Annotated in this window: 25 protein-coding genes and 1 pseudogene; 9 read left to right on the forward strand and 17 right to left on the reverse strand. The window is 71.6% G+C overall.

Annotation, left to right across the window (positions count from 1 at the left end; all coding sequences use genetic code 11):
- Positions 1 to 6: 6 nt before the first annotated feature.
- The gene (locus tag CP975_RS04030) at positions 7 to 426 is read right to left on the reverse strand and encodes a MarR family winged helix-turn-helix transcriptional regulator (RefSeq protein WP_055529515.1); all 420 of its coding nucleotides are present in this window, start codon (positions 424 to 426) and stop codon (positions 7 to 9) included.
- 89 nt (positions 427 to 515) lie between these two features.
- Between CP975_RS04030 and CP975_RS04035 the strand changes: the two genes are divergently transcribed.
- Together CP975_RS04035 and CP975_RS04040 are read left to right on the forward strand one after the other, a co-directional pair.
- Entirely contained in the window at positions 516 to 2018 is a 1503-nt protein-coding gene (locus CP975_RS04035) for an MFS transporter (protein ID WP_055529517.1), read from the forward strand.
- Between the two features lie 76 nt (positions 2019 to 2094).
- Complete coding sequence (locus tag CP975_RS04040) at positions 2095 to 2400, forward strand: DUF6332 family protein (protein WP_055529519.1); 306 nt, start codon at positions 2095 to 2097, stop codon at positions 2398 to 2400.
- On the opposite strand, the pseudogene CP975_RS04045 reads toward CP975_RS04040, so the two are convergent.
- From CP975_RS04045 to CP975_RS04050, 3 genes and pseudogenes are all read right to left on the reverse strand, one after another.
- Positions 2361 to 2480 (reverse strand): annotated as a pseudogene (locus tag CP975_RS04045) (DNA-binding response regulator); the annotation flags it as partial. The gene CP975_RS04040 and the pseudogene CP975_RS04045 sit on opposite strands and share 40 nt — an antisense overlap.
- Positions 2456 to 2695, reverse strand: coding sequence for a hypothetical protein (locus CP975_RS34960; protein WP_167532630.1), 240 nt, complete (start codon positions 2693 to 2695; stop codon positions 2456 to 2458). The pseudogene CP975_RS04045 and the gene CP975_RS34960, both read right to left, overlap by 25 nt.
- Positions 2696 to 2746: 51 nt before the next feature.
- The gene (locus tag CP975_RS04050; RefSeq protein WP_030776454.1) at positions 2747 to 3949 is read right to left on the reverse strand and encodes a geranylgeranyl reductase family protein; all 1203 of its coding nucleotides are present in this window, start codon (positions 3947 to 3949) and stop codon (positions 2747 to 2749) included.
- A gap of 135 nt (positions 3950 to 4084) precedes the next feature.
- Here CP975_RS04050 and CP975_RS04055 point away from each other — a divergent pair, with 135 nt between their 5' ends.
- Positions 4085 to 5440 carry a dipeptidase gene (locus CP975_RS04055; RefSeq protein ID WP_055529521.1) on the forward strand — a complete coding sequence of 452 codons (1356 nt, stop codon included), beginning with the start codon at positions 4085 to 4087 and terminating at the stop codon, positions 5438 to 5440.
- 34 nt (positions 5441 to 5474) lie between these two features.
- On the opposite strand, the gene CP975_RS04060 is transcribed toward CP975_RS04055, so the two are convergent.
- Entirely contained in the window at positions 5475 to 6518 is a 1044-nt protein-coding gene (locus CP975_RS04060; protein ID WP_055529523.1) for an NUDIX hydrolase, read from the reverse strand.
- Between the two features lie 295 nt (positions 6519 to 6813).
- On the opposite strand from CP975_RS04060, the gene CP975_RS04065 reads away from it, so the two are divergent.
- From CP975_RS04065 to CP975_RS04075, 3 genes are all read left to right on the forward strand, one after another.
- On the forward strand, positions 6814 to 7212 hold the full coding sequence (locus CP975_RS04065) for an STAS domain-containing protein (RefSeq protein ID WP_055529525.1): 399 nt from the start codon (positions 6814 to 6816) through the stop codon (positions 7210 to 7212).
- Positions 7213 to 7282: 70 nt separating this feature from the next.
- Positions 7283 to 7474 carry a CsbD family protein gene (locus CP975_RS04070; RefSeq protein ID WP_055529531.1) on the forward strand — a complete coding sequence of 64 codons (192 nt, stop codon included), beginning with the start codon at positions 7283 to 7285 and terminating at the stop codon, positions 7472 to 7474.
- Between the two features lie 280 nt (positions 7475 to 7754).
- A complete protein-coding gene (locus CP975_RS04075; RefSeq protein ID WP_055527338.1) occupies positions 7755 to 9800 on the forward strand; it encodes an NPCBM/NEW2 domain-containing protein in 2046 nt (681 codons plus the stop codon).
- 426 nt (positions 9801 to 10226) lie between these two features.
- On the opposite strand, the gene CP975_RS04080 is transcribed toward CP975_RS04075, so the two are convergent.
- On the reverse strand, positions 10227 to 11195 hold the full coding sequence (locus CP975_RS04080) for an ROK family protein (protein ID WP_055527336.1): 969 nt from the start codon (positions 11193 to 11195) through the stop codon (positions 10227 to 10229).
- Between the two features lie 212 nt (positions 11196 to 11407).
- Here CP975_RS04080 and CP975_RS04085 point away from each other — a divergent pair, with 212 nt between their 5' ends.
- Positions 11408 to 12448, forward strand: coding sequence for a LacI family DNA-binding transcriptional regulator (locus CP975_RS04085; RefSeq protein ID WP_055527334.1), 1041 nt, complete (start codon positions 11408 to 11410; stop codon positions 12446 to 12448).
- Positions 12449 to 12472: 24 nt separating this feature from the next.
- Here CP975_RS04085 and CP975_RS04090 read toward each other — a convergent pair whose 3' ends face one another.
- The 4 genes from CP975_RS04090 to CP975_RS04105 form a co-directional block, all read right to left on the reverse strand.
- Complete coding sequence (locus tag CP975_RS04090; RefSeq protein ID WP_150476579.1) at positions 12473 to 12826, reverse strand: hypothetical protein; 354 nt, start codon at positions 12824 to 12826, stop codon at positions 12473 to 12475.
- 138 nt (positions 12827 to 12964) lie between these two features.
- On the reverse strand, positions 12965 to 13486 hold the full coding sequence (locus CP975_RS04095; protein ID WP_055533155.1) for a hypothetical protein: 522 nt from the start codon (positions 13484 to 13486) through the stop codon (positions 12965 to 12967).
- 25 nt (positions 13487 to 13511) lie between these two features.
- Positions 13512 to 15299 carry a serine/threonine-protein kinase gene (locus CP975_RS04100; protein ID WP_055533153.1) on the reverse strand — a complete coding sequence of 596 codons (1788 nt, stop codon included), beginning with the start codon at positions 15297 to 15299 and terminating at the stop codon, positions 13512 to 13514.
- Positions 15300 to 15416: 117 nt separating this feature from the next.
- The gene (locus CP975_RS04105; RefSeq protein ID WP_055533151.1) at positions 15417 to 16709 is read right to left on the reverse strand and encodes a DUF6986 family protein; all 1293 of its coding nucleotides are present in this window, start codon (positions 16707 to 16709) and stop codon (positions 15417 to 15419) included.
- A gap of 246 nt (positions 16710 to 16955) precedes the next feature.
- Here CP975_RS04105 and CP975_RS04110 point away from each other — a divergent pair, with 246 nt between their 5' ends.
- The gene (locus CP975_RS04110; RefSeq protein WP_055533148.1) at positions 16956 to 17852 is read left to right on the forward strand and encodes an endonuclease/exonuclease/phosphatase family protein; all 897 of its coding nucleotides are present in this window, start codon (positions 16956 to 16958) and stop codon (positions 17850 to 17852) included.
- A 55-nt stretch (positions 17853 to 17907) separates the two neighbouring features.
- On the opposite strand, the gene CP975_RS04115 is transcribed toward CP975_RS04110, so the two are convergent.
- From CP975_RS04115 to CP975_RS04130, 4 genes are all read right to left on the reverse strand, one after another.
- Positions 17908 to 18870 (reverse strand): electron transfer flavoprotein subunit alpha/FixB family protein, encoded by a 963-nt coding sequence (locus tag CP975_RS04115; RefSeq protein WP_055533146.1) that lies wholly within the window; start codon positions 18868 to 18870, stop codon positions 17908 to 17910.
- 60 nt (positions 18871 to 18930) lie between these two features.
- A complete protein-coding gene (locus tag CP975_RS04120; protein WP_055533144.1) occupies positions 18931 to 19725 on the reverse strand; it encodes an electron transfer flavoprotein subunit beta/FixA family protein in 795 nt (264 codons plus the stop codon).
- Positions 19726 to 19973: 248 nt separating this feature from the next.
- Positions 19974 to 20483 carry a flavin reductase family protein gene (locus tag CP975_RS04125; protein WP_055533142.1) on the reverse strand — a complete coding sequence of 170 codons (510 nt, stop codon included), beginning with the start codon at positions 20481 to 20483 and terminating at the stop codon, positions 19974 to 19976.
- Positions 20484 to 20702: 219 nt separating this feature from the next.
- Positions 20703 to 21077 (reverse strand): thioredoxin family protein, encoded by a 375-nt coding sequence (locus tag CP975_RS04130; RefSeq protein ID WP_055533157.1) that lies wholly within the window; start codon positions 21075 to 21077, stop codon positions 20703 to 20705.
- 177 nt (positions 21078 to 21254) lie between these two features.
- On the opposite strand from CP975_RS04130, the gene CP975_RS04135 reads away from it, so the two are divergent.
- On the forward strand, positions 21255 to 21983 hold the full coding sequence (locus CP975_RS04135; protein ID WP_055535410.1) for a lysophospholipid acyltransferase family protein: 729 nt from the start codon (positions 21255 to 21257) through the stop codon (positions 21981 to 21983).
- A 12-nt stretch (positions 21984 to 21995) separates the two neighbouring features.
- Here the strand turns inward: CP975_RS04135 and CP975_RS04140 are convergent, their stop codons facing one another.
- The 3 genes from CP975_RS04140 to CP975_RS04150 form a co-directional block, all read right to left on the reverse strand.
- On the reverse strand, positions 21996 to 22709 hold the full coding sequence (locus CP975_RS04140; protein ID WP_055535412.1) for a B3/B4 domain-containing protein: 714 nt from the start codon (positions 22707 to 22709) through the stop codon (positions 21996 to 21998).
- Positions 22710 to 22737: 28 nt separating this feature from the next.
- Positions 22738 to 23331 carry a transglutaminase domain-containing protein gene (locus CP975_RS04145; protein WP_055535414.1) on the reverse strand — a complete coding sequence of 198 codons (594 nt, stop codon included), beginning with the start codon at positions 23329 to 23331 and terminating at the stop codon, positions 22738 to 22740.
- A gap of 87 nt (positions 23332 to 23418) precedes the next feature.
- The gene (locus CP975_RS04150; RefSeq protein WP_055535424.1) at positions 23419 to 24489 is read right to left on the reverse strand and encodes a threonine aldolase family protein; all 1071 of its coding nucleotides are present in this window, start codon (positions 24487 to 24489) and stop codon (positions 23419 to 23421) included.
- Positions 24490 to 24504 lie beyond the last annotated feature (15 nt).

A 24504-nucleotide genomic window follows, 5' to 3' on the forward strand; every position in this document is an offset into this window, starting at 1 on the left:
CCCCGCTCAGCCGCCGCATTCGGCGCCTGCGGCACCTTCCGCGAGCATCCGCCTGAGGACCGCCCGTTGCAGCGGCCGCACCTCGCGGTGGAGTTCGCGCCCCTTGGCGGTCAGGGAGACCCGGACGCCTCGCCGGTCCTCACTGCACATGCCGCGCTCGACGAGCCCGTCCTTGTCCAGCCGGCCGATGAGGCGGGAGAGGGCGCTCTGGCTCAGATGGACCTGTGCGGAGATCTCCTGCACGCGGAACGTACAGCCGCCGTCGTCCGACGACCCTTCGGCCAGCACGTCGAGGACCTCGAAGTCGCTCGCCCCGAGGCCGTGCGGATGAAGCTCACGGTCCAGTTCGCACTGGGTGCGCGCATGTACCGCGAGGATGCCCCGCCATTGATCCACGAGCTCCTGCTCGGCCGTTTTCGCCGCCATGACATCGCACGGTAGCAGAGAAGACCCTCATTGTTGCATCGTAATTAAATGCACTTGCAGTCAATGCATGTGCATGTAAGTTACTCCGCATGACTTCTCCGCTCACGCCGGTCTCCGCGTCCCCGGAGCGCTGGACCCCCCGTCTGTGGGGCACGCTGCTGGTGCTCTGCGCCGCGATGTTCCTCGACGCACTCGACGTATCGATGGTGGGCGTCGCCCTGCCCTCCATCGGCTCCGAACTGAACCTGTCCACCTCGACCCTCCAGTGGGTCGTCAGCGGCTACATCCTCGGCTACGGGGGGCTGCTGCTCCTCGGCGGACGCGCCGCCGACCTGCTCGGCCGCCGCCGCGTCTTCCTCATCGCGCTCGGCGTCTTCGCGCTCGCCTCGCTGCTCGGCGGCTTCGTCGACTCGGGCCCGCTGCTGATCGCCAGCCGCTTCATCAAGGGCCTGAGCGCCGCGTTCACCGCGCCCGCCGGCCTGTCCATCATCACCACCACGTTCGCCGAGGGCCCGGTCCGCAACCGCGCCCTCACCATCTACACCACCTGCGCCGCCACGGGCTTCTCCATGGGACTCGTCCTGTCCGGACTGCTCACCGAGGCCAGCTGGCGCCTGACCATGCTGCTGCCCGCGCCCATCGCGCTGCTCGCGCTGCTCGCCGGGCTCAAACTGATCCCCCGTAGCGCCCGCGAGCAGAACAAGGGCGGCTACGACGTGCCGGGCGCCGTCACCGGCACGGCCGCCATGCTGCTTCTCGTCTTCACCGTCGTGGAGGCCCCCGAGGTGGGCTGGGCCTCGGCCCGCACACTCCTGTCGTTCCTCGCCGCGGCCGTCCTGCTCGCCGTCTTCGTCCGCATCGAACTGCGCACCGCGAGCCCGCTCGTCCGGCTCGGCGTGCTGCGCTCGGGGCCGCAACTGCGGGCGCAGCTGGGTGCGATGACGTTCTTCGGCGGCTATGTGTCCTTCCAGTTCCTCGCCACGCAGTACTTCCAGTCGCTGCTCGGCTGGTCCGCGCTGGAGACGGCGCTCGCCTTCCTGCCCGCGGGCGCGCTGGTCGCCCTGTCGTCGACGAAGGTCGGCTCGGTGATAGACCGGTTCGGCACGCCGCGCGTGATCGTCGCCGGGTTCGTGCTGCTCGTCGCCTCGTACGTGCTGTTCCTGCGGATCAGCCTCACCCCCTCGTACGCCGCCGTGGTACTGCCGTCGATGATCCTGCTCGGCTTCGCGTGCGCCCTGGTCTTCCCCTCGCTCAACATCCAGGCCACCAACGGCGTGGACGACGACGAGCAGGGCATGGTCTCCGGGCTGCTCAACACCTCGATCCAGGTTGGCGGCGCGATCTTCCTCGCGATCGTCACCGCCGTGGTCACGGCGTCGTCCCACGCCGACGACTCCTCGCCGCAGGCCGTCCTCGACAGCTTCCGGCCGGGCCTGATCGTGGTGACCGTCATCGCGGTCGCCGGGCTTCTCATCACCCTCACCGGCCTGCGCACCCCGCGTAGGCGGGGATCGCTCGTCGTCACGAAGTCGGTCCCGCTGGAGGCCGGGCGGGAGGAGGCCGAGCGGGAGCACGTGGCCGTACGCGACTGAGGCGCGCCCCGAGGTGAGCCGGATGCCCGGCGGCGGTCACTTGCCCGCCGGGCACCCGGATGTGACACTTCCTCCCATGGCGGCGACGGGATATTCGGGGCGGCGGTCGGCCGCCGAGCGGGACGCGATCACCATCGAGATCGGATACGCGCTCGTCAGCGGGTTCGTCGTCGCCCTCGCCGTCATCGGCGTGGTGATCGCCGGTCCGCTCCTGGCCTTCGACCCGCCGCGCGCCGTCGTGAGCGCGCTCAAGGTGACCGGGGTCTCGCTGGCGGCGGTGGCGTTCGTCGTACGGGTGGCCACCGTGCTGTGGAAGTTCCACGACCGGCGTCCTGGGGCGTCTCAGCCCAGCCAGCCGGGGCGGACCAGGCCCGACTCGTAGGCGAGGACGACCTGTTGGGCGCGGTCGCGGGCGCCCGGTTTCACCATCGTCCTGCTCACGTGCGTCTTGGCGGTGAGCGGGCCTCCCTCTCCCGCTCGGTCAGCCCGAGCGTCGTCGGCCAGAGCAGTCGGCGTCGCGCTCCCTCCGCGGGGTTCCACCAGGACGGCCCGTGGCGGGACGCTCCGGCCGCCGGGACCGGAAGCGGGCCACCGAAGTCGCGTTCGCGCTGCTCGTCCATGCCGCGCACGCTGTGCCGCACGCGGGTCGACGGGCGTCCGCCGGGCGTGGTGATCACGTGTACTCCCGCGGGAGTATCCGCGCCCGGCCCGGCGGCGCGGTCGCCTGACTAGCGGTCCATCGTGCTCAGCGCTCGGCCCGCCAGGGGGTGCGTCCGCACCAGTTCACCCAGGGTCGTCGAGCCGCGGGTGATCTTCGCGAAGGCGTTCCACGCGGGGCGGAAGCCCGTGATCGCCGCGTGGAACATGCCGGGGCGGCGCTCGAAGATCTGGAGCATGCGGCGGCCGACGCTCATCTCGACGCCGAGGCCCGCCTTGATGGCGAACGCGTAGTTCAGGGCCTGGCGGCGGGCGTCGACCGCGTCGTGCGCCTCCGCGATCCGCACCGCCCACTCCCCCGCGAGCCGTCCGGAGCGCAGCGCGAAGGAGATGCCCTCGCGGGTCCACGGCTCCAGGAGTCCCGCCGCGTCGCCGCAGACCAGGACCCGCCCACGGGACAGCGGCGAGTCGTCACTGCGGCAGCGGGTGAGGTGCCCGGAGGAGATGCTGGGCTCGAACCCGGCGAGGCCGAGCCGGGCGATGAAGTCCTCCAAGTACCGCTTGGTGGCGGCGCCTTCGCCGCGCGCGGAGATGACACCGACGGTGAGCGTGTCGCCCTTGGGGAAGACCCAGCCGTAACTGCCCGGCATGGGGCCCCAGTCGATGAGGACGCGCCCCGCCCAGTCCTCGGCGACGGTCGCGGGCACCGGGATCTCGGCCTCCAGACCGAGGTCGACCTGGTCGAGCTTGACCCCGACATGCGCCCCTATGCGGCTGGCGCTGCCGTCGGCGCCGACCACGGCGCGGGCGAGGACGGTCTCGCCGCCTTGCAGCACGACGGCGACGGTCCGCCGGTCGGGCACCTCGGACCCGTGCTGCTCCACGCGCGCGACGGTGACGCCCGTGCGCAACTCGGCACCCGCCTTCTGCGCGTGCTCGACGAGCTGCTGGTCGAACTCCGGGCGGTTGATGAGCCCGAAGAGCATCTGCCGGGAACGGCGGGTGCGCGTGAACTTGCCGTCCAGGGAGAACGTCACCGCGTGCACCCGGTCGCGCAGGGGCAGCTCGAAGCCGGGCGGCAGGGAGTCGCGCGAGGGGCCGATGATGCCGCCGCCACACGTCTTGTAGCGCGGCAGTTCGGCTTTCTCCAGCAGCAGCACGCTGCGTCCCGCGACGGCCGCCGCGTAGGCCGCCGAGGCCCCCGCGGGGCCGGCTCCGACCACGACCACGTCCCACACGTACCGGGCGTCGTCCGCTGAGTTCTCGCTGCTCACGTTGGTCTACCGCTCCTGATCCCGCTGTTGGCCGCGCTGTCCCCAGGCATCCTACGGCCGAGGCCCCGGGAACCCTCCTGTGGGAGGATCACCTGTATCCACACATACAACGTCGCACCCACGAGGAGCGTGCCCATGTCGCCGGATCCGATCGCCGGGACCATCGCCTCACTCATGCCGAAGGCGAAGGCGGAGCTGACCGAACTGGTGGCCTTCAAGTCGGTGGCGGACTTCGCGCAATACCCGAAGAGCGAGAGCGAGGCCGCCGCGAACTGGGTGGCCGACGCGCTGCGCGCGGAGGGTTTCCAGGACGTCGCACTGCTCGACACCCCGGACGGCACGCAGTCGGTGTACGGCTTCCTGCCGGGGCCTGAGGGCGCTCCGACCGTCCTGCTGTACGCGCACTACGACGTGCAGCCGCCGCTGGACGAGGCCGGGTGGGCCACCCCGCCGTTCGAACTGACCGAGCGGAACGGCCGCTGGTACGGCCGCGGCAGCGCCGACTGCAAGGGCGGCATCATCATGCACCTGCTCGCGCTGCGCGCCCTGAAGGCGAACGGCGGCGTCCCGGTGCACGTCAAGGTGATCGCGGAGGGCTCGGAGGAGCAGGGCACGGGCGGCCTTGAGCGGTACGCGGAGGAGCACCCCGAGCTGCTCGCGGCCGACACGATCGTCATCGGTGACGCGGGCAACTTCCGGGTCGGCCTGCCGACGGTGACGGCGACGCTCCGCGGCATGACCCTCGTACGCGTCAGGGTGGACACCCTTGAGGGGAACCTGCACTCGGGGCAGTTCGGCGGCGCCGCCCCGGACGCGCTCGCCGCGCTGATCCGCGTCCTCGACTCGCTGCGCGCCGAGGACGGCTCCACGACGATCGACGGACTGGAGGGCGAGGCCGTCTGGGACGGGCTTCAGTACGAAGAGGACACCTTCCGCAAGGACGCCAAGGTTCTCGACGGGGTGCGGCTGATCGGCGAGGGCACGGTCGCCGACCGGATCTGGGCGCGGCCCGCCGTCACCGTCCTCGGCATCGACTGCCCGCCGGTGGTCGGCGCGACGCCGTCCGTGCAGGCGGGCGCACGGGCACTGATCAGCCTGCGGGTGCCGCCGGGCGTGGACGCCGCCGAAGCGACGAAGCTGCTCCAGGCCCATCTGGAGGCGCGCACGCCGTGGGGCGCGCGGGTGCACACCGAGCAGATCGGGCAGGGCCAGGCGTTCCGCGCGGACACCACGAGCCCGGCGTACACGGCGATGGCCGAGGCGATGGGCGAGGCCTACCCGGGCCAGCAGATGCAGTTCGCGGGCCACGGCGGCTCGATCCCCCTGTGCAACACCCTCGCCTCGCTCTATCCGGACGCGGAGATCCTGCTGATCGGCCTGAGCGAGCCCGAGGCGCAGATCCACGCGGTCAACGAAAGCGTGTCGCCCGAGGAGCTGGAGCGGCTCTCGTTCGCCGAGGCACTGTTCCTGCGGAAGTACGCGAAGAGCTGACCGCCCGCGAGTCGTCCTCCCTCCGCAGGGGCGGCTAGCCGTCGATCGGGGCGCCCGCCTCCAGATAGAGCGCGGCGCCCCGCTCGCGTGCGCGCAGCGCCCAGCGCAGCCGTTCGTAGCGCACCGACGGCAGCAGGTCGGCGGCTTCCCGTTCGGTGACGAAGCGCCAGTCGCGCAGCTCGGGTCCTGGCAGCAGCAGGCGATGGGCCTCGGTGCTGTCGAGCCGGCCGCCGTCGAAGAGGAACCGCATCCCTCCGTAGCCGGGCGGTTTCGGTGGCTCCCAGTCGGCGACCAGCAGGCGCAGGTCGTCGGGGAGTCGGATGCCGGTCTCCTCGGCGACCTCGCGTACGCCCGCGCGCGCCGGTGCCTCGCCGGGTTCGACGACACCGCCGGGGAACTCCCAGCCCGCCTTGTACGTCGGGTCGACGAGCAGCACCCGGTCCTGCTCGTCGAAGAGCAGCACACCGGCGGCGAGGGTCTCGGCGGTGGGCTCGGGGGTCTGCACGATGTCGCAGGCGGACGCGGCGCCGGTGCGCACGGCGTCGGCGACGCGTTCGGCGGTCTCGTAGGGGGTGAGGGCGCTGGTGTCGACGCGGTGGGCGTCCGCGCCGAGCCAGCCGGCGAGGGCCGCGCGGTACGGCTCGATGTGGTCGGACGACCACTGCCGTACGCGCAGGTCGCCGTCGGGCAGGTCCGGGGGTACCTCACGGCCGGATATTCGGCCTCGCAGGATCGTTTCATCCGGGGCGAGCACGATGTGACGTACGGGAATCCTGCGCGAGGCGAGACCGCCGAAGATCTCGTCGCGGTACTCCTGGCGCAGCAGTGTCATCGGCACCACGAGGACGCCGCCCACTTCGGCGAGGAGCGCGGCCGCCGTGTCGACGACGAGACGGCGCCAGATCGGCAGGTCCTGGTAGTCGCTCACCTCGGCGAGGCGCTTGGGCGGCAGCAGACAGGGCAGTGCGCCGCCGATGACTTCCGGGTCGAAGAGCGTGCTGTTCGGGATCAGCTCGATCAGTTCCCGTGCGGCGCTGGTCTTGCCCGCACCGAACGCGCCGTTGATCCAGACGATCACGGTTCCCCCTCTTCCGTCGGCCCCCTGTGGCTTGCCCGCAACACCCTGTCACGGAAACCAGGCACTGATGGGTGAGGAAGTCTCGCGTTACCGGACGTAATGTCAAGCGGTTTGTTTAGATTTCACCCGATCGCATGATGCTGGGTTTCCGCGAATCGTTCCCGCACTCCAGAGTGCGCCGGTCCCGGCTAGCGTGGCCTTCCGGGCGCCCCGGTCCCCGGTGCTCCAAGAGAACTGGCATGCACGGCGCGCCGCCCCCTCCTCGTAGAGAGACGGCGCAAGCACTGGGGGATTGATGCGGCAGGAAGAACTGAGCGGATACGCGCGCGAGAACCTCGATCAACCGCGCGTCTACGGGCTCGACCGTACGATCGTGATCGAGTTGCACGGCGAGATCGACCTCGTGGCCTATCAGCGGATGGCCCCGCTGTTCGATGCCGTGGCCGCGGGGCCGGAGCCGGTCGTGGTCGTCGACCTGAGTAAGGTCGGCTTCTTCGACTGTTCCGGCATCTCCTTGCTGATGCGGGCCCATCGGCGGGTGAGCGACAGAGGCGGTGTGCTGCGTGTCGTCTGCACCCACCCACTGACCCTGCGCATGCTGCGCCTCACGGAGCTGACCGGGGTCCTCTCCCCGGCGCCGACCGTGGCGGCGGCGCGGGCCTCTCTCGGTGATGTCACGCAGCGCGACGCTTGAGCGAGCGCGCCGCGCCTCCTCGTCTTACGTTGGCCGGGTAAGTCCCCCAGCGGAAAGCAGAGGAGTGACCATGGGTGACAAAGGCGGCATGGACAAGCTGAAGGGCAAGGCCAAGGAGATGGCCGGCAAGGCCACCGGCGACGACCGTCGCGAGGCCGAGGGCAGGACGGACCGGGCCAAGGGCGAGGCCAAGGACGCGATGGCATCCGCCCGTGACAAGGCCAAGGGCATGAAGGACTCGATGAAGCGGGACGATTCCTAAAGACCTTTTCGGCCTTGTGCGTGCCGCGCCCCCCGCCCTGTGCGGGGGGCGCGGGCGTGTTTCCCGCCCGGGGCCGGGCGGGGTCCGGTACTCGTGGTACTGGTGGTAGTGGTGGGGGTCCGTACTCGTCGGTTCGGCTCGGTGTGACTGGCCTGTTCGTGCCGCTGTTTCTCAAAGCGACTCTTGCGGTGGCAAACGGCCCGCGGATAGTAGGAGTGCGGCTCCGGCGGCCGCGCATCCAGCAACACGCCATCTTCCGCGAGTACGGAGGAACGTAACGATGCGTCACCTTGCCTCCCGCACCCCCCATCGAAGAGCGGCCGGATCGCTCGCCGCCGCCGTGTTGTGCGCCGGTGTCCTCGCCGCCCCCGCCGTCGCACATGACGCGACCGAGCGGCCCGCCGCCGAACCCGCCGCGAAGCTCCCCGACGGTCTGGCGGCCACGCCGCCCATGGGCTTCAACAACTGGAACTCCACGCACTGTAGAGCTGAGTTCGACGAGGCGATGGTCAAGGGGATCGCGGACATCTTCGTCGAGAAGGGCCTGAAGGAAGCCGGTTATCAGTACGTCAACATCGACGACTGCTGGGCGCTGCCGGAGCGTGACGCCCACGGCAAGCTGGTGCCCGACCCCAAGCGCTTCCCCCAGGGGATCAAGGCGGTCGCCGACTATGTCCACTCCAAGGGTCTCAAGTTCGGCATCTACACCAGTGCGGGCACGAAGACCTGCAACGCGGCCGGGTTCCCCGGCGCGCTCGGCCACGAGCGCAGCGATGCCCAGCAGTTCGCGGAGTGGGGCGTCGACTACCTCAAGTACGACAACTGCAACAACCAGGGCGTGGACGCCAAGAAGCGGTACATCGCGATGCGCGACGCGCTGAAGGCCGCTTCCGAGACCACCGGCAGGCCCATCGTCTACAGCATCTGCGAGTGGGGCGAGAACAAGCCGTGGGAGTGGGCGGCGGACGTCGGCCATCTGTGGCGCACCACCGGTGACATCAGCGACAACTGGAACTCGATGTTGTCGATCATGAAGCAGAATCTGCCGCTCGACGCGTACGCGGGGCCCGGGCACTGGAACGACCCCGACATGCTGGAGGTCGGCAACGGCGGCATGACGGACACCGAGTACCGCACCCACTTCTCGATGTGGTCGATCATGGCCGCGCCGCTGCTCATCGGCTCCGACCTGCGCAAGGCCTCCCCCGAGACCTTCGAGATCCTCGGCAACCGGGAGGTCATCGCCGTCGACCAGGATCCGCTCGGCAAGCAGGGCGAGGTCGTCTCGTCGCGGGACGGCCGGTGGGTCGTCGCCAAGGAGATGAAGGACGGCAGCCGGGCCGTCGCCCTCTTCAACGAGACCGGCACCGCGCGGTCCGTCTCCACGACCGCGAAGGCCGTCGGGCTCCCCGACGCCCCCGCGTACACGCTGCGCGACCTGTGGCGGCACAAGAGCTACCACACGGCGGGCAGGATCTCCGCGACCGTTCCCGCGCACGGCACGGTCCTGCTGCGCGTGTCGGCCGACGGCAAGTGGTCCACGCACCCGCCCGCCGTCGAACTCGGCGTGGACGGCGGCGACTTCTTCGAGGCCGGCAAGCGCACGCCGCTCACCACGTCGGTCACCAACCTCGGCCGCGTACCGGCCCGCCAGGTGACCGCCGAGGTCGAGGCGCCCGGCGGCTGGCGGACCGAGGCGACCTCGCCCACCACCGCCCGGTCGCTGGCGCCCGGCAAGACCTTGCGCACCTCGTGGCAGCTCACCGCGCCACCGGACGCCACCCCAGGCTCGTACGACGTGAAGGTCGCGGCGGCGTACCGCTCCCCCACGGGAACGCGCGCCGAGAACGTCCTGCCCCTGACCGCGCGGGTGGTCCTCGCGCCGCCCTCGGGCGCCTCGGCGCTCGGCGATCTGCCGTGGCTCTCGATGAGCAACGGCTGGGGGCCCGTGGAGCGGAACACCAGCAACGGCGAGGGCGCGGCCGGCGACGGCAGGCCCATCACCATCGGTGGAAAGGTGTACGACAAGGGGCTCGGCGTGCACGCCGCGAGCGACCTCGCCTTCTACACCGGCAGGGCCTGCGAGAAGGTCACCGCGGATGTCGGGGTCGACGACGAGACACGCACCGACGGCACGGTCGCCTTCGAGATCTGGGCCGACGACAAGAAGGTGGCGTCGACGGGCACCCTCACCAACGCGATGCCGGCCCAGCCGCTCACCGCGGACGTGACCGGCGCCCAGGTCGTACGCCTGGTCGTCACGGACGGCGGCGACGGAATCTACGCCGATCACGGCGACTGGGCCGGGGCGACGCTCAACTGCTGACAACTGCGGGGCGGTCGGCTCGCGCGAGGGGCTTGGGTTCGCCGCGAGCCGCTCGGGGCTAGCGGGCACGCGTACGGGTACGGGTACGCACGGGTACGAGGGCGGGCCTCCGAAGCGGGCACGCGCCGCGGCCCCGCCCCGCACGCTGATCAGCCCACCCCGCGCGGCCGGTGCGCGGGTCAGCTGCGGGGTCGCGCCGCGACCGCGGGTACGTGTGATCGGCTCACGTAAGCCGCTCGGGGCCATCGGCAGGGGCGCGCTCGTCAAGCGCGGCTGGGCGCGACCCTCGTAAGCGGAACACGCAACACGGCTGGGCTCACGTGCCTGTTCCGGTCGGCTCCTCGTGCACTGGGTAGGCACTCCATCCGCGCACGCGTACGCCGCTCAGCTCCGCGCATCCGGCGTCGGCGCCCGCACCGGGCGGCCTCAGCCGCCCACCGCGGAACGCGAGGCGACCTCCGCGCTCGGCGTGCCGCTGAGCGCGGCCGCCGCCGCTCCCACCAGGCCCGCGTCCGTGCCCGTCACGGCGGGGGCCACGGTCAGCCGGCGTACGAAGGACAGCGTGGCGTACTCGCGCAGGGCCCGGCGCAGCGGTGTGAAGAGGATGTCGCCCGCCTTCGCCACTCCCCCGCCGATCACCGCGATGTCGATCTCGACGAGCGTGGCCGTGGCGGCGATCCCGGCGGCCAGCGCCTGGGCGGCGCGTTCGAAGGAGGCGAGCGCGACGGGGTCCCCCGCGCGGGCGGCGCTCGCCACGGCGGCCGCGGACGTGTCGCCGTCGGGGCCCGGACGCCAGCCGCCCTCCACGGCGCGGCGGGCGATGTTCGGGCCGCTGGCTATGCGCTCGACACAGCCGCGCGCCCCGCACGGGCAGGGGTCGCCGTCCAGGTCCACGCTGATGTGGCCGATGTGGCCCGCGTTCCCCGTGGGACCCGGGTGGAGCTTGCCGCCGAGGACGAGGCCGCCGCCGACGCCGGTGGAGACCACCATGCACAGCGCGTTGTCGTGGCCGCGGGCCGCGCCCTGCCAGTGCTCGGCCGCGGTCATCGCCACGCCGTCGCCGACCAGGTGGACCGGCAGCCCGTCCGTCGCCGCGCGGACCCGGTCCACCAGCGGATAGCCCCGCCAGCCGGGGACGTTGACGGGGCTGACCGTGCCCGCCGACGCGTCCACCGGGCCCGCGCTGCCGATGCCGACGGCGGTGACCTCACGCCAGAGATCGCCCGCGGTCAGCTCTGCGAGGACCTGCTCGACCGCCCGCATCACCGTGTCGCCGTCCTCACGCGCGGGCGTGGGCCGCTGGGCGCGCAGCAGGATGCGGCCCCGCCCGTCCACCAGGGCGCCGGCGATCTTGGTGCCGCCGATGTCGAGTGCGGCGACGAGGTCCATGTGCATCTGTGTCGGGTCTCCTGGTGTAAGGGCAGGCCGGAGAGTGCGAAGGTCAGTCTCCCTTGCATCTGACAACGTTGTCCAGGCCCTATGCTCGACGCCACGGGCCCAGGGACCCCCTCATGCCCCAAGCGAGTCCCCAAGAGAGCAAGGGTCCGAGAAGGCTCGTAGGCAAGACCCCGTGACCGTTCGTCGACGACAGGACAGGACAGCGCACCGTGGCCGAGACCGCCGCCCGACGACCCGACAACCGCTACGGCAACCGTCCGACCATGAAGAACGTCGCCGCCCGCGCCGGAGTCGGCCTGAAGACGGTCTCGCGGGTCGTGAACGGCGAGCCCGGCGTCACCCCCGACACCGAACGCCGCGTCCAGGAGGCCATCGAGGCCCTGGGATTTCGCCGCAACGACAGCGCGCGCGTCCTGCGCAAGGGCCGCACCGCCAGCATCGGCCTCGTCCTGGAGGATCTCGCGGACCCGTTCTACGGTCCGCTGAGCCGCGCCGTCGAGGAGGTCGCGCGTGCGCACGGCGCGCTGCTCATCAACGGGTCGAGCGCCGAGGACCCGGACCGCGAGCAGGAGTTGGTGCTCGCGCTGTGTGCGCGCCGGGTCGACGGACTCGTCATCATCCCGGCCGGTGACGACCACCGCTATCTGGAGCCGGAGATCGCCGCCGGGGTGGCGACCGTCTTCGTCGACCGGCCCGCCGGGAAGATCGACGCCGACGTGGTGCTCTCCGACAGCTTCGGCGGGGCGCGGGACGGCGTGGCGCACCTGATCGCGCACGGCCACCGCCGCATCGGCTTCATCGGCGACCAGCCGCGCATCCACACCGCCATAGAGCGGCTGCGCGGCTACCGTGCCGCGATGGAGGACGCGGACATCCCCGTCGACGAGACGTGGGTGTCGCTGGGCGTCACCGACCCGGAGCGGGTGCGCGCGGCGGCGGAGGCGATGCTCCGCGGTCCCGAGCCGGTCACGGCGGTCTTCGCGGGCAACAACCGCGTGACCGTGACGGTCGTACGGGTCCTTGCCGCTCTCGACCGCCCCGTGGCGCTGGTGGGGTTCGACGACATCGAGCTGGCCGATCTGCTGAACCCCGGTGTGAGTGTCGTGGCGCAGGACGCGGCTCAGCTGGGCAGGACGGCGGCTGAGCGGCTCTTCCGGCAGCTCGACGGCGCGTCCGTTGCTCCGGAGCGGGTCGAGCTGCCGACGCGCCTCATCACACGCGGGTCGGGCGAACTGCCGCCCGCCGACTGAGCGGACGCCGCGGAAGGTGAGCCCTCAGTTCAGCGGGCGGCTGCCGCCGGCGTCGGACAGCGCGGTGAGCGGGGTCAGCGGCGCCTGACGTCCGTCGGTCACGCCGTTGTTGGTGAGGTCCTTGGTGCCGGGGTCCTGTGCCACCGGTCCGACGAGGCCTCCGAGCAGACCGGTGACGAGGTTGAGGAGAGAGCCGAGGACACCGCCGAGCGGTTCCTGGCCGGGAGGTGTGGGGGCGGCCGTGGCCTGGCCGGGTGCCACCGCAGCGGCGGCGGGGGGACGGTCGGGGAGGGAGGTGGCGGCTGCTGCCGGGACGGTGGCGGCCAGGAAGCCGGCGGCGGTCAGGCCGAGGGCGGTCACGACGGTGGGCACACGCATGGTTGCTCCTGAGGTTCCTCGCTTCGGGGAAACAGCGGTTATTGACCGAGCTTCGTGTGCGGTCGGAGCGCGCGCACCAGGGGTGCCTCCGAATGCGCGACGGCCCGCGAGGCCGTGTCCCCCCGAGCGCCTGTCCGATCAGGGCCAGAAGACCACCGCGAGAGCGACCAGCGTGCCGACGGCGATGAGTCCGCCGAGGGCGCCCGCGACGAGTGCGGCCTTCTCGGTGGCCGGCCTGGTCTCGCGCCAGCCCAGCTCCTGCGCCACGCCCCGGATCAGGCGGTGTCCCTCGGCCGAGGAGAAGGAGTGCCGCTCGGTGCCGTCCAGTGAGCGGCTCCATGTGCGGTACCGCGCCCGGCCGCTCTCCACGGTCTTCTGCGTGGTTCCGAACGGCCCCCGCTCGTGGGTGCGGACCACGTCCGTCAGCGTGAAGGTCCCCTCGGCCGGACGCAGTCGGACGCGGTAGGTGTGCACCTGGGTGACCCGGCCGCTCGGCTGCGGGACGTCGACGACCAGGTCGAATCCCGGCTCCGTCCACCGATAGCGGTACGGCGTGCCGGTGGTCGCGGCCTCGGCGCGGGCGCGCAGCGCCTCGGCGCCGCGCGGGCCGGCGGCGTCGTTCCGGCCCGAGCGGTCGTCCGGGCCCGAGGCGTCGTTCATGAGGGCGTCGTCCGATCTCGCCGCGTCAGCAGGTGGGCAGCCCGGGCAGCGGCTTGTCGTTGTCGCCGCCCTTGATGTAGACGTCGCTGACGAAGACGCCGGTGTTGCCGCTGTCGTCGTCCGTCTTCGCCCACCAGACGTTCGTCCACTCGCCGTGCGTCTCGCGGCGGCCCAGGTTCTGCTGGCAGTAGAAGTAGTTCGTCCCCGCGTTCAGGACGCCCACCTCGGTGCCCGAGGCGGTGTAGGACTTCGCGGTCGTCCACACCGAGCAGTTGTACTTGCCGCCGCCGACGGGGTGGCAGACGGGCTCCTCGGCGGAGCCGCCGCCGTCGCCCGGCCTGCTCGCGTCGCTCGGCTTGGCGGTGGGGTCGGGGCGCGAGACCGGCTCGTCGCGGTCCTCGGCCTTGTCCCCCGCCTTGCCCTTGTCGCGCTCCGCGCCGCCGGTGTCGTCCTTGTCGCCGCCCTTGGAGCGCTTCGCGTCCGGCTCGCGGGACTTCCCTTCGTCCTGCTTGTCCGGTCGGGGGCGCTTCGACTCGCCTCCCAGCGAGCCGCGGCTGCCGTCGTCCGCGGTCGAGCCGGACCCGGCCGGGGCCGCGTCCTGCCGCGACTGGCCGCCGCGGTCGTCCTTGCCGTTCAGGAAGACGACGGTCGCGCCGGTCGCCACGAGGACCACGGCCACGGCGACGGCGGCGGGCAACGCCCGGCCTCGGCGCGGGCGTTGCGTGGAGCGCGTCTCCCCGATGGTGACGGGCGGCCCCTGCGGCGACAGGTGCGCGGGCGACGGCGCCTGCGGCGAGGGATGCGTCACCGAAGGCACTGAAGGCACCGGCATCCGGGGTGCCGGCTGGGCCACCGAAGGCGGCGGTCCGAAGCCCGGTGGCGGCGTGCTCGGGATACTGCGCTCGGTGCCGCCGCGCGGCCCGAAGCCGGCACCGGACCCGGTTCCTGCTCCCGCTCCCGCTCCGGCGACCGCGTCGAGCAGCTGCCGCGCCGACTCCGCGTCGGGGCGCGCCTGCGGGTCCTTGTCCATGAGCCGGTGCAGTACGGGTGTCAGCGCGCCCGAGCGGCGCGGCTCGGGCATCGGGTCGGTGACGATCGCGGTGAGCGTGGACCACGTCGACGTACGGCGGAAGGGCGAGGAGCCCTCGACCGCGGCGTACAGCGTGGCGCCGAGGGCCCAGACGTCGGAGGCGGGACCCGGGTCGTGGCCCTGGGCGCGCTCGGGCGCCAGGTAGTCGAGCGAGCCGACCAGTTCGCCGCTGCGGGTGAGGTGTGTGGCCGAGCCGTCGCCGGGGTCCTCCATGGTGGCGATGCCGAAGTCGGTGAGGACGACCCGGCCGCCGCTCTCCAGGAGGATGTTGCCGGGCTTCACGTCGCGGTGCAGGACGCCCACGCGGTGCGCGGCGGCGAGGGCCTCCATCACCTTGGCGCCGATGGCCGCTGCCTCGCGGGGGTCGAGGGCGCCGCTCTCGCGCAGCACGTCGTCGAGGGAGGGGCCGTCGACCAGCTCCATGACGATGAGGGGCCGTCCGTCGACCTCCGCCACGTCGTGCACGGCGACGACTCCCGGGTGGCGTACGCGGGCGGCCGCGCGGGCCTCGCGCTGCATCCGCAGGCGCAGGTCGGCCAGCTCAGGTCCGCCCGCGTCCGTGAACGTCCGCAGTTCCTTCACCGCGACCTCGCGGTGCAGCACCTCGTCGACCGCGCGCCATACGACGCCCATGCCGCCCCGGCCGAGCTGCGCCACCACGCGGTAGCGCCCCGCGAGGAGTCTGCCCGACTCGCCCGTCTGTTCCTGGTCCCCCGAAGACACCGCTACCCCGTTCCTGCGACACCGCGTTCCGTGGCGTACAGACTAAGGCTCGGCACCGCCCGGTTCCCCCGCGCCTCCGCTAGTCGCGCGCCCGCGGAGTTCGCCCCGCGCCGGGCGTTACTTGCCCGAGCCCGTGAGGTCGCCGCGGCGCGGGCCCGCGAAGCCCTGGAGGCGGGCCAGGGTCAGGCCGGTGAGCCGGGTGACCTCGCCGGCGTCGAGGGCGCCGCAGTCCAGCCCGCGCAGCAGATAGCCGGCGAGCGCCTTGGCGGTGGCGGGCTCGTCGGCCACGCCGCCGCCCTCGTGGTGACCGGCGTAGGCGGCCAGGCGCTTGGCGGCGGCCCCGAAGCCCTCGCGGTAGAAGGCGAACACGGCGGCGTAGCGCGTGGGGATGTGACCGGGGTGCATGTCCCAGCCCTGGTAGTAGGCGCGGGCCAGGGCGCGCCGGGTGAGGCCGTAGTGCAGCCGCCAGGCATCGTGAACCTGCTCGGTGGTGCCGACGGGCAGGACGTTGGTGGAGCCGTCGGAGACGCGGACCCCGGTGCCGGCGGCGGCGACCTGCATGACGGCCTTGGCGTGGTCGGCGGCGGGGTGGTCGCTGGCTTGGTAGGCGGCGCTCACGTGGAGGCAGGCGCTGTAGTCGAAGGTGCCGTAGTGCAGGCCGGTGGCGCGGCCCTCGGCGGCCTGGATCATGCGGGCGACGGCGGCGGTGCCGTCGGTGGCGAGGATGGACTGGCTGGTCTCGATCTGGATCTCGAAGCCGATGCGGCCCCGCTCGATACCGCGCGCCTTCTCGAACTCCTCCAGGAGGCGCACCATCGCGGTCACCTGCTCGGGGTAGGTCACCTTCGGCAGTGTCAGGACGAGTCCGTCGGGCAGGCCGCCCGCCTCCATGAGGCCGGACAGGAAGATGTCGAGGGTGCGGATGCCGCGGTCGCGTACCGCCTCTTCCATGCACTTCATGCGGATGCCCATGTACGGGGCGGCGGTGCCGTTCCCGTACGCCTCGGCGATCAGGCGCGCCGCGCGGGCGGCGTCCTGGTCCTCGTCGGCGCCCTTGTAGCCGTCCTCGAAGTCGACGCGCAGGTCCTCGACGGGCTCGCGCTCCAACTTGGTGCGTACGCGCGTGTAGACGGCCTCGGCGAGGTCGTCGCCCAGGCCGAGGACCGCGGCGAAGGAGGCGGCGTCCGGGGCGTGCTCGTCGAGCATCTCCAGGGCCTTGTCGCCCCAGGTGCGGATGGTGTCGGCGGCGAACCTCTCACCGGGCACGTACACGGTGTGGACGGGCTGGCGGGTGCCGGGGTCTCCGGGGTAGCGGCGCTCCAGCTCCGCGTCCACGGGGGCGAGGGAAGCGCTGATGCCCTCGCTGACCGCGCCGGCGAGGCTCGTTGCCACCTTCTCTTGCTGACCCATTCCTGCATCCTCCACACGCTCGGTGCCGCGCCCGGCAATTCCGCTCCACGGAATCAACAATCCGTATAGCGAAGTTATCCGTGACCTTCGTGCTGGTCAACACCTTCCCGTGTCCTGCATCCGTAGCCGACCGCGCGCCTTCACGCGTGTCCCGGGCCCGGTCGGCGGCCGATGCGGACAGTCTGTGGCCCATATCCTCCCCGCGCCCCCGGTGCCGACCGCGCGGACCGACCCCAAGGAGCCTGAGTGCCGATCGACTCCCCCTTCACGCGCCGCTCCGGCCTGCGGGCCGCGCTCGCCGCGGCCGTGGCGCTCCCCACGCTCGGCACCGCGCTGTCCCCCCGGCGGGCCCATGCCGCCGAGGGGGAGGCCCGCCTGGAGGTCATGTCGTACAACGTCCGCTTCGCGAGCAACAACCCGCCGCACACCTGGGCCGAACGCCGCCCGGCGACAAAGGAGATGCTCCTGCGCGCCCAGCCGCACATCATCGGCACCCAGGAGGGCCTCTACTACCAGTTGCAGGACATCGAGAGCGACATCGGCGCGAACTACGACTGGGTCGGCACGGGGGTCGGCGGCGGCAGCCGCGACGAGTTCATGGCCGTCTTTTATGACAACCGCCGACTGTTCCCGCTCGAATACGAGCACTTCTGGCTCTCGGACACCCCGTACACCATCGCCTCGAACACCTGGGGCGCCAACTCGCCCCGCATGGCCACCTGGGTGCGCTTCCTCGACCTGGTCACCAACACCCAGCTCTACGTCCTCAACACGCACCTCGACCACGTCAGCCAGAACGCGCGCGAGCGTTCGGCGACCCTCATGGCCGAACGCATCGCCCTCATGAAGACGAGCACGCCGCTCATCGTGACGGGCGACTTCAACGCGACGGCGCACAACAGCGCCGTCTACACCACGATGCTGGGCGCTGGTCTCGTCGACACCTGGGACGCCGCGAAGGAACGCGGCCCGGCGTACGGCACGTTCGGCGGCTACAAGCCGCCCGTCCTGGGCGGCGGCCGCATCGACTGGATCCTGACGCGGCCGACGGCGCAGGTCCACTCCGCGAAGATGAACACGTTCTCGCTCGGCGGGCAGTACCCGAGCGACCATCTGCCGGTGCAGGCGACGCTGACGCTGTGACGCGCGAAGGCCCCCGCCCCGCGTGCGCGGGGCGGGGGCCTCAGGAGCGGAGGGATCAGCCCTTGCGGGACTTGACCTCTTCGGTGAGGGCCGGCACGACCTCGAAGAGGTCGCCGACCACGCCGTAGTCGACGAGGTCGAAGATCGGGGCCTCGGCGTCCTTGTTGATGGCCACGATGGTCTTCGAGGTCTGCATGCCCGCGCGGTGCTGGATCGCGCCGGAGATGCCGGAGGCGATGTACAGCTGCGGGGAGACCGACTTGCCGGTCTGGCCGACCTGGTTGGAGTGCGGGTACCAGCCGGCGTCGACGGCGGCGCGCGAGGCGCCGACGGCGGCACCGAGCGAGTCGGCGAGCGCCTCGATGACCGAGAAGTTCTCGGCGCCGTTGACGCCGCGGCCGCCGGAGACCACGATCGCGGCCTCGGTCAGCTCGGGGCGGCCCGTCGACTCGCGCGGGGTGCGCGAGACGACCTTGGTGCCGGTGGCCTTCTCGGAGAAGGAGACCGAGAGGGCCTCGACGGCGCCCGCGGCCGGGGCGGCCTCCACGGGGGCCGAGTTCGGCTTGACCGTGATGACCGGGGTGCCCTGGGTGATGCGGGACTTGGTGGTGTACGAGGCGGCGAACGCGGACTGCGTGGCCACCGGGCCCTCGTCGCCGGCCTCCAGGTCGATGGCGTCGGTGATGATGCCGGACTTGATGCGTACCGCGAGACGGGCGGCGATCTCCTTGGCCTCGGCGGAGGACGGCAGCAGCACGGCGGCCGGGGAGACGGCCTCGTACGCGGCCTGGAGCGCGTCCACCTTCGGTACGACGAGGTAGTCGGCGAACTCGGGGGCGTCGGCGGTGAGGACCTTCACCGCGCCGTGCTCGGCGAGCGTGGCGGCGGTGTCGGCGGCGCCGTTGCCCAGCGCGACGGCGACGGGCTCGCCGACGCGGCGGGCCAGGGTCAGCAGCTCAAGGGTGGGCTTGCGGACGGCACCGTCCACGTGGTCGACGTAGACGAGAACTTCAGCCATGGGACTTCAATCTCCTGCGAGTGCGAAGAATCTGGGGGCGGTGGGAAAGGTGACCGAAGCTCAGATGAACTTCTGGCCCGCGAGGAACTCCGCGAGCTGCTTGCCGCCCTCGCCCTCGTCCTTGACGATCGTGCCGGCGGTGCGGGCCGGACGCTCGGCGGCGGAGTCGACCTTGGTCCAGGCGCCCGCGAGGCCGACCTCGTCGGCGTCGATGTCCAGGTCGTCCAGCTCCAGGGCCTCCACCGGCTTCTTCTTGGCGGCCATGATGCCCTTGAAGGACGGGTAGCGGGCCTCGCCCGACTGGTCCGTCACGGACACGACGGCCGGCAGCGAGGCCTCCAGCTGCTCGGAGGCGGCGTCGCCGTCGCGGCGGCCCTTTACTGTTCCGTCGGCGCCACCCTCGACAGAGACCTCGGAGAGCAGCGTGACCTGCGGGACGCCCAGGCGCTCGGCGAGAATGGCCGGGAGCACGCCCATGACGCCGTCCGTCGACGCCATGCCGCAGATGACCAGGTCGTAACCGGTCTTCTCGATGGCCTTGGCGAGCACCAGCGAGGTGCCCATGACGTCGCTGCCGTGCAGGTCGTCGTCCTCGACGTGGACGGCCTTGTCGGCGCCCATGGAGAGCGCCTTGCGCAGCGCGTCCTTGGCGTCCTCGGGGCCGACGGTCAGCACGGTGATCTCCGCGTCGTCCGCCTCGTCGGCGATCTGGAGCGCCTGCTCGACCGCGTACTCATCCAGCTCCGACAGCAGGCCGTCGACGTCGTCGCGGTCGACGGTCAGGTCATCGGCGAAGTGCCGGTCGCCGGTGGCGTCGGGCACGTACTTCACACAGACAACGATCCTCAAGCTCACGCCGGCTCTCCTACTGCATCGTCTTTACTGGGCTGCTGCCTTGGCTTGGCTACTGCCTTCTTGCAGGCAGCATAGGCGCCTGAAGCGGCGGATCCCGGTCGGGGCGGCCCGCGCTCCGACCGAAATATTACTCATGAGTACACCCAGTTCATTCCCGCTGAGCAAGCGCTTTGAACTGTGACGTTCCCAACGCTCCGTAATCGGGCCGCGCACCCGTCGGACGGGAACCCTCCGTCGCGCGGGAACTCTCAGTCGCGCAGGGCGTTGAACCGCCCCTGGTGATACAGGAGCGGGCGGCCCTCGCCCGCGGGATCGCCGGTGACCACCTCCGCGAGCACCAGGCGGTGGTCGCCCGCGGGCACGCGCGCCACGACCCGGCAGACCAGCCAGGCGAGCGCGCCGTCGAGCACGGGCACCCCCTCGGGCCCCTCGTGCCAGCTGGTGGGCGCGCCGAAGCGGTCCGCGCCGCTGCGCGCGAAGGTGGCGGCGAGATCCCGCTGGTGCTCGCCGAGTATGTGGACGCCGACGTGCTCCGCCTCGGAGACCGCGGGCCAGCTGGAGGCGCCGGTGCCGATACCGAACGAGATCATCGGGGGCTCGGCCGAGACCGAGGTGAGCGAGGTGGCGGTGAAGCCCACGGGGCGGGAGCCGTGCGCCGCGGTGATCACGGCGACCCCGGCGGCGTGCCGGCGGAAGACCGAGCGCAGCAGATCGGGGGTGGCGGTCGTGGGGGTGCCGAGGGCGGGCGATGCCGTCATCGAGTGGTCCTTCTGCCGGAGGTGCGAGCGAAGACGTCGGTGCTCAGCGGTGCGGACAGCGCGCACTGGCGTGGCGGGCGAGGTCGAGGTGGACACGCTCGTACAGCAGGAGGTCCCGGGGCATGGCAGCAGGCTCGCGACAGGTGTGGCATGCAGTCAAGTCCGTGACCGCATATGAAAGACACGTCACTGGCGGGCAGCCGGCCGGGGAGCGGACGGTCACACGGCCTCCCCCAGCGCGGCGATCACATCGGCCTTGCGGGGCTGTCCGGCGGCGCGGCGCACCACGCGGCCGTGCGCGTCCAGGACGAGCACCGTCGGCGTCTTGAGGACGCGCAGCTCCCGGACCAGCTCCAGGTGGTCCTCGGCGTCGATCTCCACATGGGCCACGCCGGGGATCATCGAGGCCACGTCCGCGAGGACTCTGCGGGTCGCGCGGCAGGGCTGGCAGAAGGCGCTGGAGAACTGTACGAGCGTCGCCCGCTCCCCCAGCCCCTGTCCGATGTCCGTCGCGCCGAGCCTTCGCCCGGTGTCGCGTCCTGCCACGTACGCCTCCCGCCCCTCGTCCTTGTTGTGGTCGCCTCCCCCGTTCAGCGCTCGCGTACCCGCGAAAGATTCCGACGTGACGAGAATCTCCCGGATTGAGGGCACCAAGGCTGGTCACTCGTCCGTTCTTGGGGCACGATCTGCGCAACGCCGAAAAACCTACGGCTGCGTAACCTCCCGCCCGGAGCCCCCTCCCCAGGCAGAAACGAAGGGCCCTCCCCACCCATGGCAGAGCTTGTCTACCGTCCGGTCATCGGTGCCGCGAAAACGCTGTTCAAGGCGTGGGACCTGAAGATCGACTGCAAAGGCTCGGAGAACATCCCACGGTCCGGCGGCGCGGTCCTCGTCAGCAACCACATCAGCTACCTCGACTTCATCTTCGACGGGCTCGCAGCGCTGCCGCAGAAGCGCCTCGTGCGCTTCATGGCCAAGGAGTCGGTCTTCCGGCACAAGATCTCCGGGCCGCTGATGCGCGGGATGAAGCACATCCCCGTGGACCGCAAGCAGGGCGAGACGGCCTACGCGCACGCGCTGGACTCGCTGCGCTCCGGGGAGATCATCGGCGTCTTCCCCGAGGCGACGATCTCGCAGTCCTTCACGCTCAAGACCTTCAAGTCGGGCGCCGCGCGCCTGGCCCAAGAGGCCGGGGTGCCGATCATCCCGATGGCCCTGTGGGGCACGCAGCGGCTGTGGACCAAGGGGCACCCGCGCAACTTCAGACGCAGCCACCTGCCGATCACGATCCGTGTCGGCGAGCCGGTCGAGGCGCCCAAGGACCAGTACGCAGGCGCGATCACCCGGCGGGTCCGGGAGCGCTGCCAGGAGCTGCTGGAGGCCGCTCAGCGCGCCTACCCGGTGCGCCCCAAGGGCCCGGACGACACCTGGTGGATGCCGGCCCACCTCGGCGGGACGGCGCCGACCCCGGCCGAGGTGAAGGCCGCCGAGGCCGGCTGACCGGCCCTCGCCCTACCGCGGCGCGTGGACGGTGACGTGCGCGCCGGGGCTGAACTTCTCCAGGAGTCCGGCGAGTTCGGCGCCCGCCGCCTCAAGACCGGCGTCCGGCCCCACGCCCTCCAACAGGAAGATCGCGTTCACCGACTCCTCGGTGAGACGGGTGCGCGGCCCCTGGCGCCAGTTCCAGCGCCGGCAGGTGACGCCCTCGTCGTCACACCAGACGACCTCACCGGCCTCGGGGTGCTCGACGACCCCCTCCCCCGCCGCGGCGGTCACGAAGTCCTCGGTGCCGGTGGCCCGCACCAGGCGCATACCGCCCTTGATCAGGTCCAGGTCCTCGCCACCGACCGGGATCAGATGGGCCACGCTGATCGCGTTGTAGACGTCGACGAGGGTGTTGATCCTGGGCAGTCCGCCGTCGGCGAGCGCCCGCTTGGCCAGCGCCTCGGCGGAGTTGCGAGTCCGCGAGGGCTTCGCGCCGAAGGCCGTGTAGGCGGCGCGCCAGGCGGCCATGTGCGGGTCCTCGTGCGGTGCGCGGCCGTCGAGTCGTACGGCGAGACGCCGCGCCGCGTCGTCGAGGAGGGCCGAGCTGTCGTCGGTGCTCGGGCCGTTGACGAGGCCGTGGGCCTCGATGGCGAGGTGGGTGAAGCCGGGCGCGAGGGTGCGCACCTCGTCGGAGACGGTGAGTGTCAGGGGTGCTCGGGGCGCTACTGGCGGGACTGTCATGTGGCGGGCCTTGCTGTGTCGGGGCTCGTCAGAGCGCGTCGGGGAGGTTCTCCCACAGGTGCGGCCGGTCCGGCGCGCTCTTCATGGCGCTCAGGACCACCGGATGTGGTGCAGCATAGAGTACTGGATAGTCCATCTCATTGGACTCGCCGTCGGGCGAAAAGGCCAGCCGCTCCCCGGCCAGTGAGAACCGGGCGTCGACGCCCGGTTTGTTGCCGCGGCAGTCCTGCCGGTGCCACTTCCCGTCGAAGCGCACGGCGACGAGGCCGTGGACGCAGTGACCGCTTCCCGCGTCATGGGTCAGCCGCTGGTAGCAGAGCGCGGTCGGGATGCCCTCGGCACGCAGCAGCGCGGCCAGCGCGTGGGCCTTCGCGTGACAGATGCCGGTGCCCTGCTCCAGGACGTCCGAGGCGCGCCACGTGACGCGCATGTCGCCGCTGTCGGCGGAGTGCGGGATGGCGTCCCGCACGAACTCGTACGCGGCCTGCGCGTATACGTATGAATCGACGGCCTGCGCGGCCAGGCGCCCAGCGATCTCGCGTACGAGGGGATGCTGATGGTCGACGACCTCATCGGCAGCCAGATAGGCGGGCAGGTCAGGGTTTTCCTGGATCAGCTGCATGAGACGGGAGCATAGAAATGCGGCCGACCGCAAGTCAATGACTTTCCGGTCGACCGCATATTCATGCAAGGAGCGAAGGGGATGCGATCAGCGCGCCATCTCCTCCTTGAGCGCCGCGAGGAACCCGTCGACGTCCTCCGCACGGGTGTCGAACGCGCACATCCAGCGCACGACGCCCGCCGCCTCGTCCCAGAAGTAGAAGCGGTACCGCTTCTGAAGCCGCTCGCTCACATCGTGCGGCAGGCGCGCGAAGACGGCGTTGGCCTGCACCGGGTAGAGGATCTCCACGCCGTGCACCGAGCGGACACCGTCCGCGAGGCGCTGGGCCATCTCGTTGGCGTGCCGGGCGTTGCGCAGCCACAGGTCCTTGGCGAGCAGCGCCTCCAGCTGCACGGAGACGAAACGCATCTTCGAGGCGAGCTGCATCGACATCTTGCGCAGGTGCTTCATGTGGCGCACGGCGTCCTGGTTGATCACCACGACGGCCTCGCCGAACAGCGCGCCGTTCTTGGTGCCGCCGAGCGAGAGGATGTCGACGCCGACCGCGTTCGTGAACGTGCGCATCGGCACGTCCAGCGCGGCCGCCGCGTTGGCTATCCGCGAGCCGTCGAGGTGCACCTTCATGCCGAGCCGGTGCGCGTGGTCGCAGATCGCGCGGATCTCCTCGGGCGTGTACAGCGTGCCCAGCTCGGTGTTCTGCGCGATCGAGACGACCTGCGGCATCGCGCGGTGCTCGTCGTCCCAGCCGAACGCCTGCTTGTCGATCAGCTCGGGGGTGAGCTTGCCGTCCGGCGTCGGCACCGTGAGCAGCTTGATGCCGGCCATGCGCTCGGGGGCGCCGCCCTCGTCGACGTTGATGTGCGCGGACTCGGCGCAGATCACCGCGCCCCAGCGGTCGGTGACCGCCTGGAGCGCGACGACGTTGGCACCCGTGCCGTTGAACACCGGGAACGCCTCGGCGGTGGGGCCGAAGTGTCCTCGGATCACCTGCTGGAGGTTGGCCGTGTAGTCGTCCTCGCCGTACGCGATCTGGTGGCCGCCGTTGGCCAGGGCCAGGGCGGCCATGACCTCGGGGTGCGCGCCCGCGTAGTTGTCGCTCGCGAAGCCCCGCACGTCCGGGTCGTGGTGGCGCCGGGCGTCGGTCTTCGGCGGGTTCACGGCGTCTTTGGCGGC

Source organism: Streptomyces alboniger, assembly GCF_008704395.1.
In the GTDB taxonomy this organism is placed as follows: domain Bacteria; phylum Actinomycetota; class Actinomycetes; order Streptomycetales; family Streptomycetaceae; genus Streptomyces; species Streptomyces alboniger.

Coding starts and splice junctions, on each gene's coding strand:
- CP975_RS04035 (WP_055529517.1), top strand. CDS start 516: ATGACTTCTCCGCTCACGCCGGTCTCCGCGTCCCCGGAGCGCTGGACC.
- CP975_RS04125 (WP_055533142.1), bottom strand. CDS start 20,483: ATGACGGCATCGCCCGCCCTCGGCACCCCCACGACCGCCACCCCCGAT.
- CP975_RS04075 (WP_055527338.1), top strand. CDS start 7,755: ATGCGTCACCTTGCCTCCCGCACCCCCCATCGAAGAGCGGCCGGATCG.
- CP975_RS04145 (WP_055535414.1), bottom strand. CDS start 23,331: ATGCAGCTGATCCAGGAAAACCCTGACCTGCCCGCCTATCTGGCTGCC.
- CP975_RS04095 (WP_055533155.1), bottom strand. CDS start 13,486: ATGAACGACGCCTCGGGCCCGGACGACCGCTCGGGCCGGAACGACGCC.
- CP975_RS04040 (WP_055529519.1), top strand. CDS start 2,095: ATGGCGGCGACGGGATATTCGGGGCGGCGGTCGGCCGCCGAGCGGGAC.
- CP975_RS04090 (WP_150476579.1), bottom strand. CDS start 12,826: ATGCGTGTGCCCACCGTCGTGACCGCCCTCGGCCTGACCGCCGCCGGC.
- CP975_RS04080 (WP_055527336.1), bottom strand. CDS start 11,195: ATGCACATGGACCTCGTCGCCGCACTCGACATCGGCGGCACCAAGATC.
- CP975_RS04135 (WP_055535410.1), top strand. CDS start 21,255: ATGGCAGAGCTTGTCTACCGTCCGGTCATCGGTGCCGCGAAAACGCTG.
- CP975_RS04105 (WP_055533151.1), bottom strand. CDS start 16,709: ATGGGTCAGCAAGAGAAGGTGGCAACGAGCCTCGCCGGCGCGGTCAGC.
- CP975_RS04140 (WP_055535412.1), bottom strand. CDS start 22,709: ATGACAGTCCCGCCAGTAGCGCCCCGAGCACCCCTGACACTCACCGTC.
- CP975_RS04070 (WP_055529531.1), top strand. CDS start 7,283: ATGGGTGACAAAGGCGGCATGGACAAGCTGAAGGGCAAGGCCAAGGAG.
- CP975_RS04065 (WP_055529525.1), top strand. CDS start 6,814: ATGCGGCAGGAAGAACTGAGCGGATACGCGCGCGAGAACCTCGATCAA.
- CP975_RS04030 (WP_055529515.1), bottom strand. CDS start 426: ATGGCGGCGAAAACGGCCGAGCAGGAGCTCGTGGATCAATGGCGGGGC.
- CP975_RS04115 (WP_055533146.1), bottom strand. CDS start 18,870: ATGGCTGAAGTTCTCGTCTACGTCGACCACGTGGACGGTGCCGTCCGC.
- CP975_RS04055 (WP_055529521.1), top strand. CDS start 4,085: ATGTCGCCGGATCCGATCGCCGGGACCATCGCCTCACTCATGCCGAAG.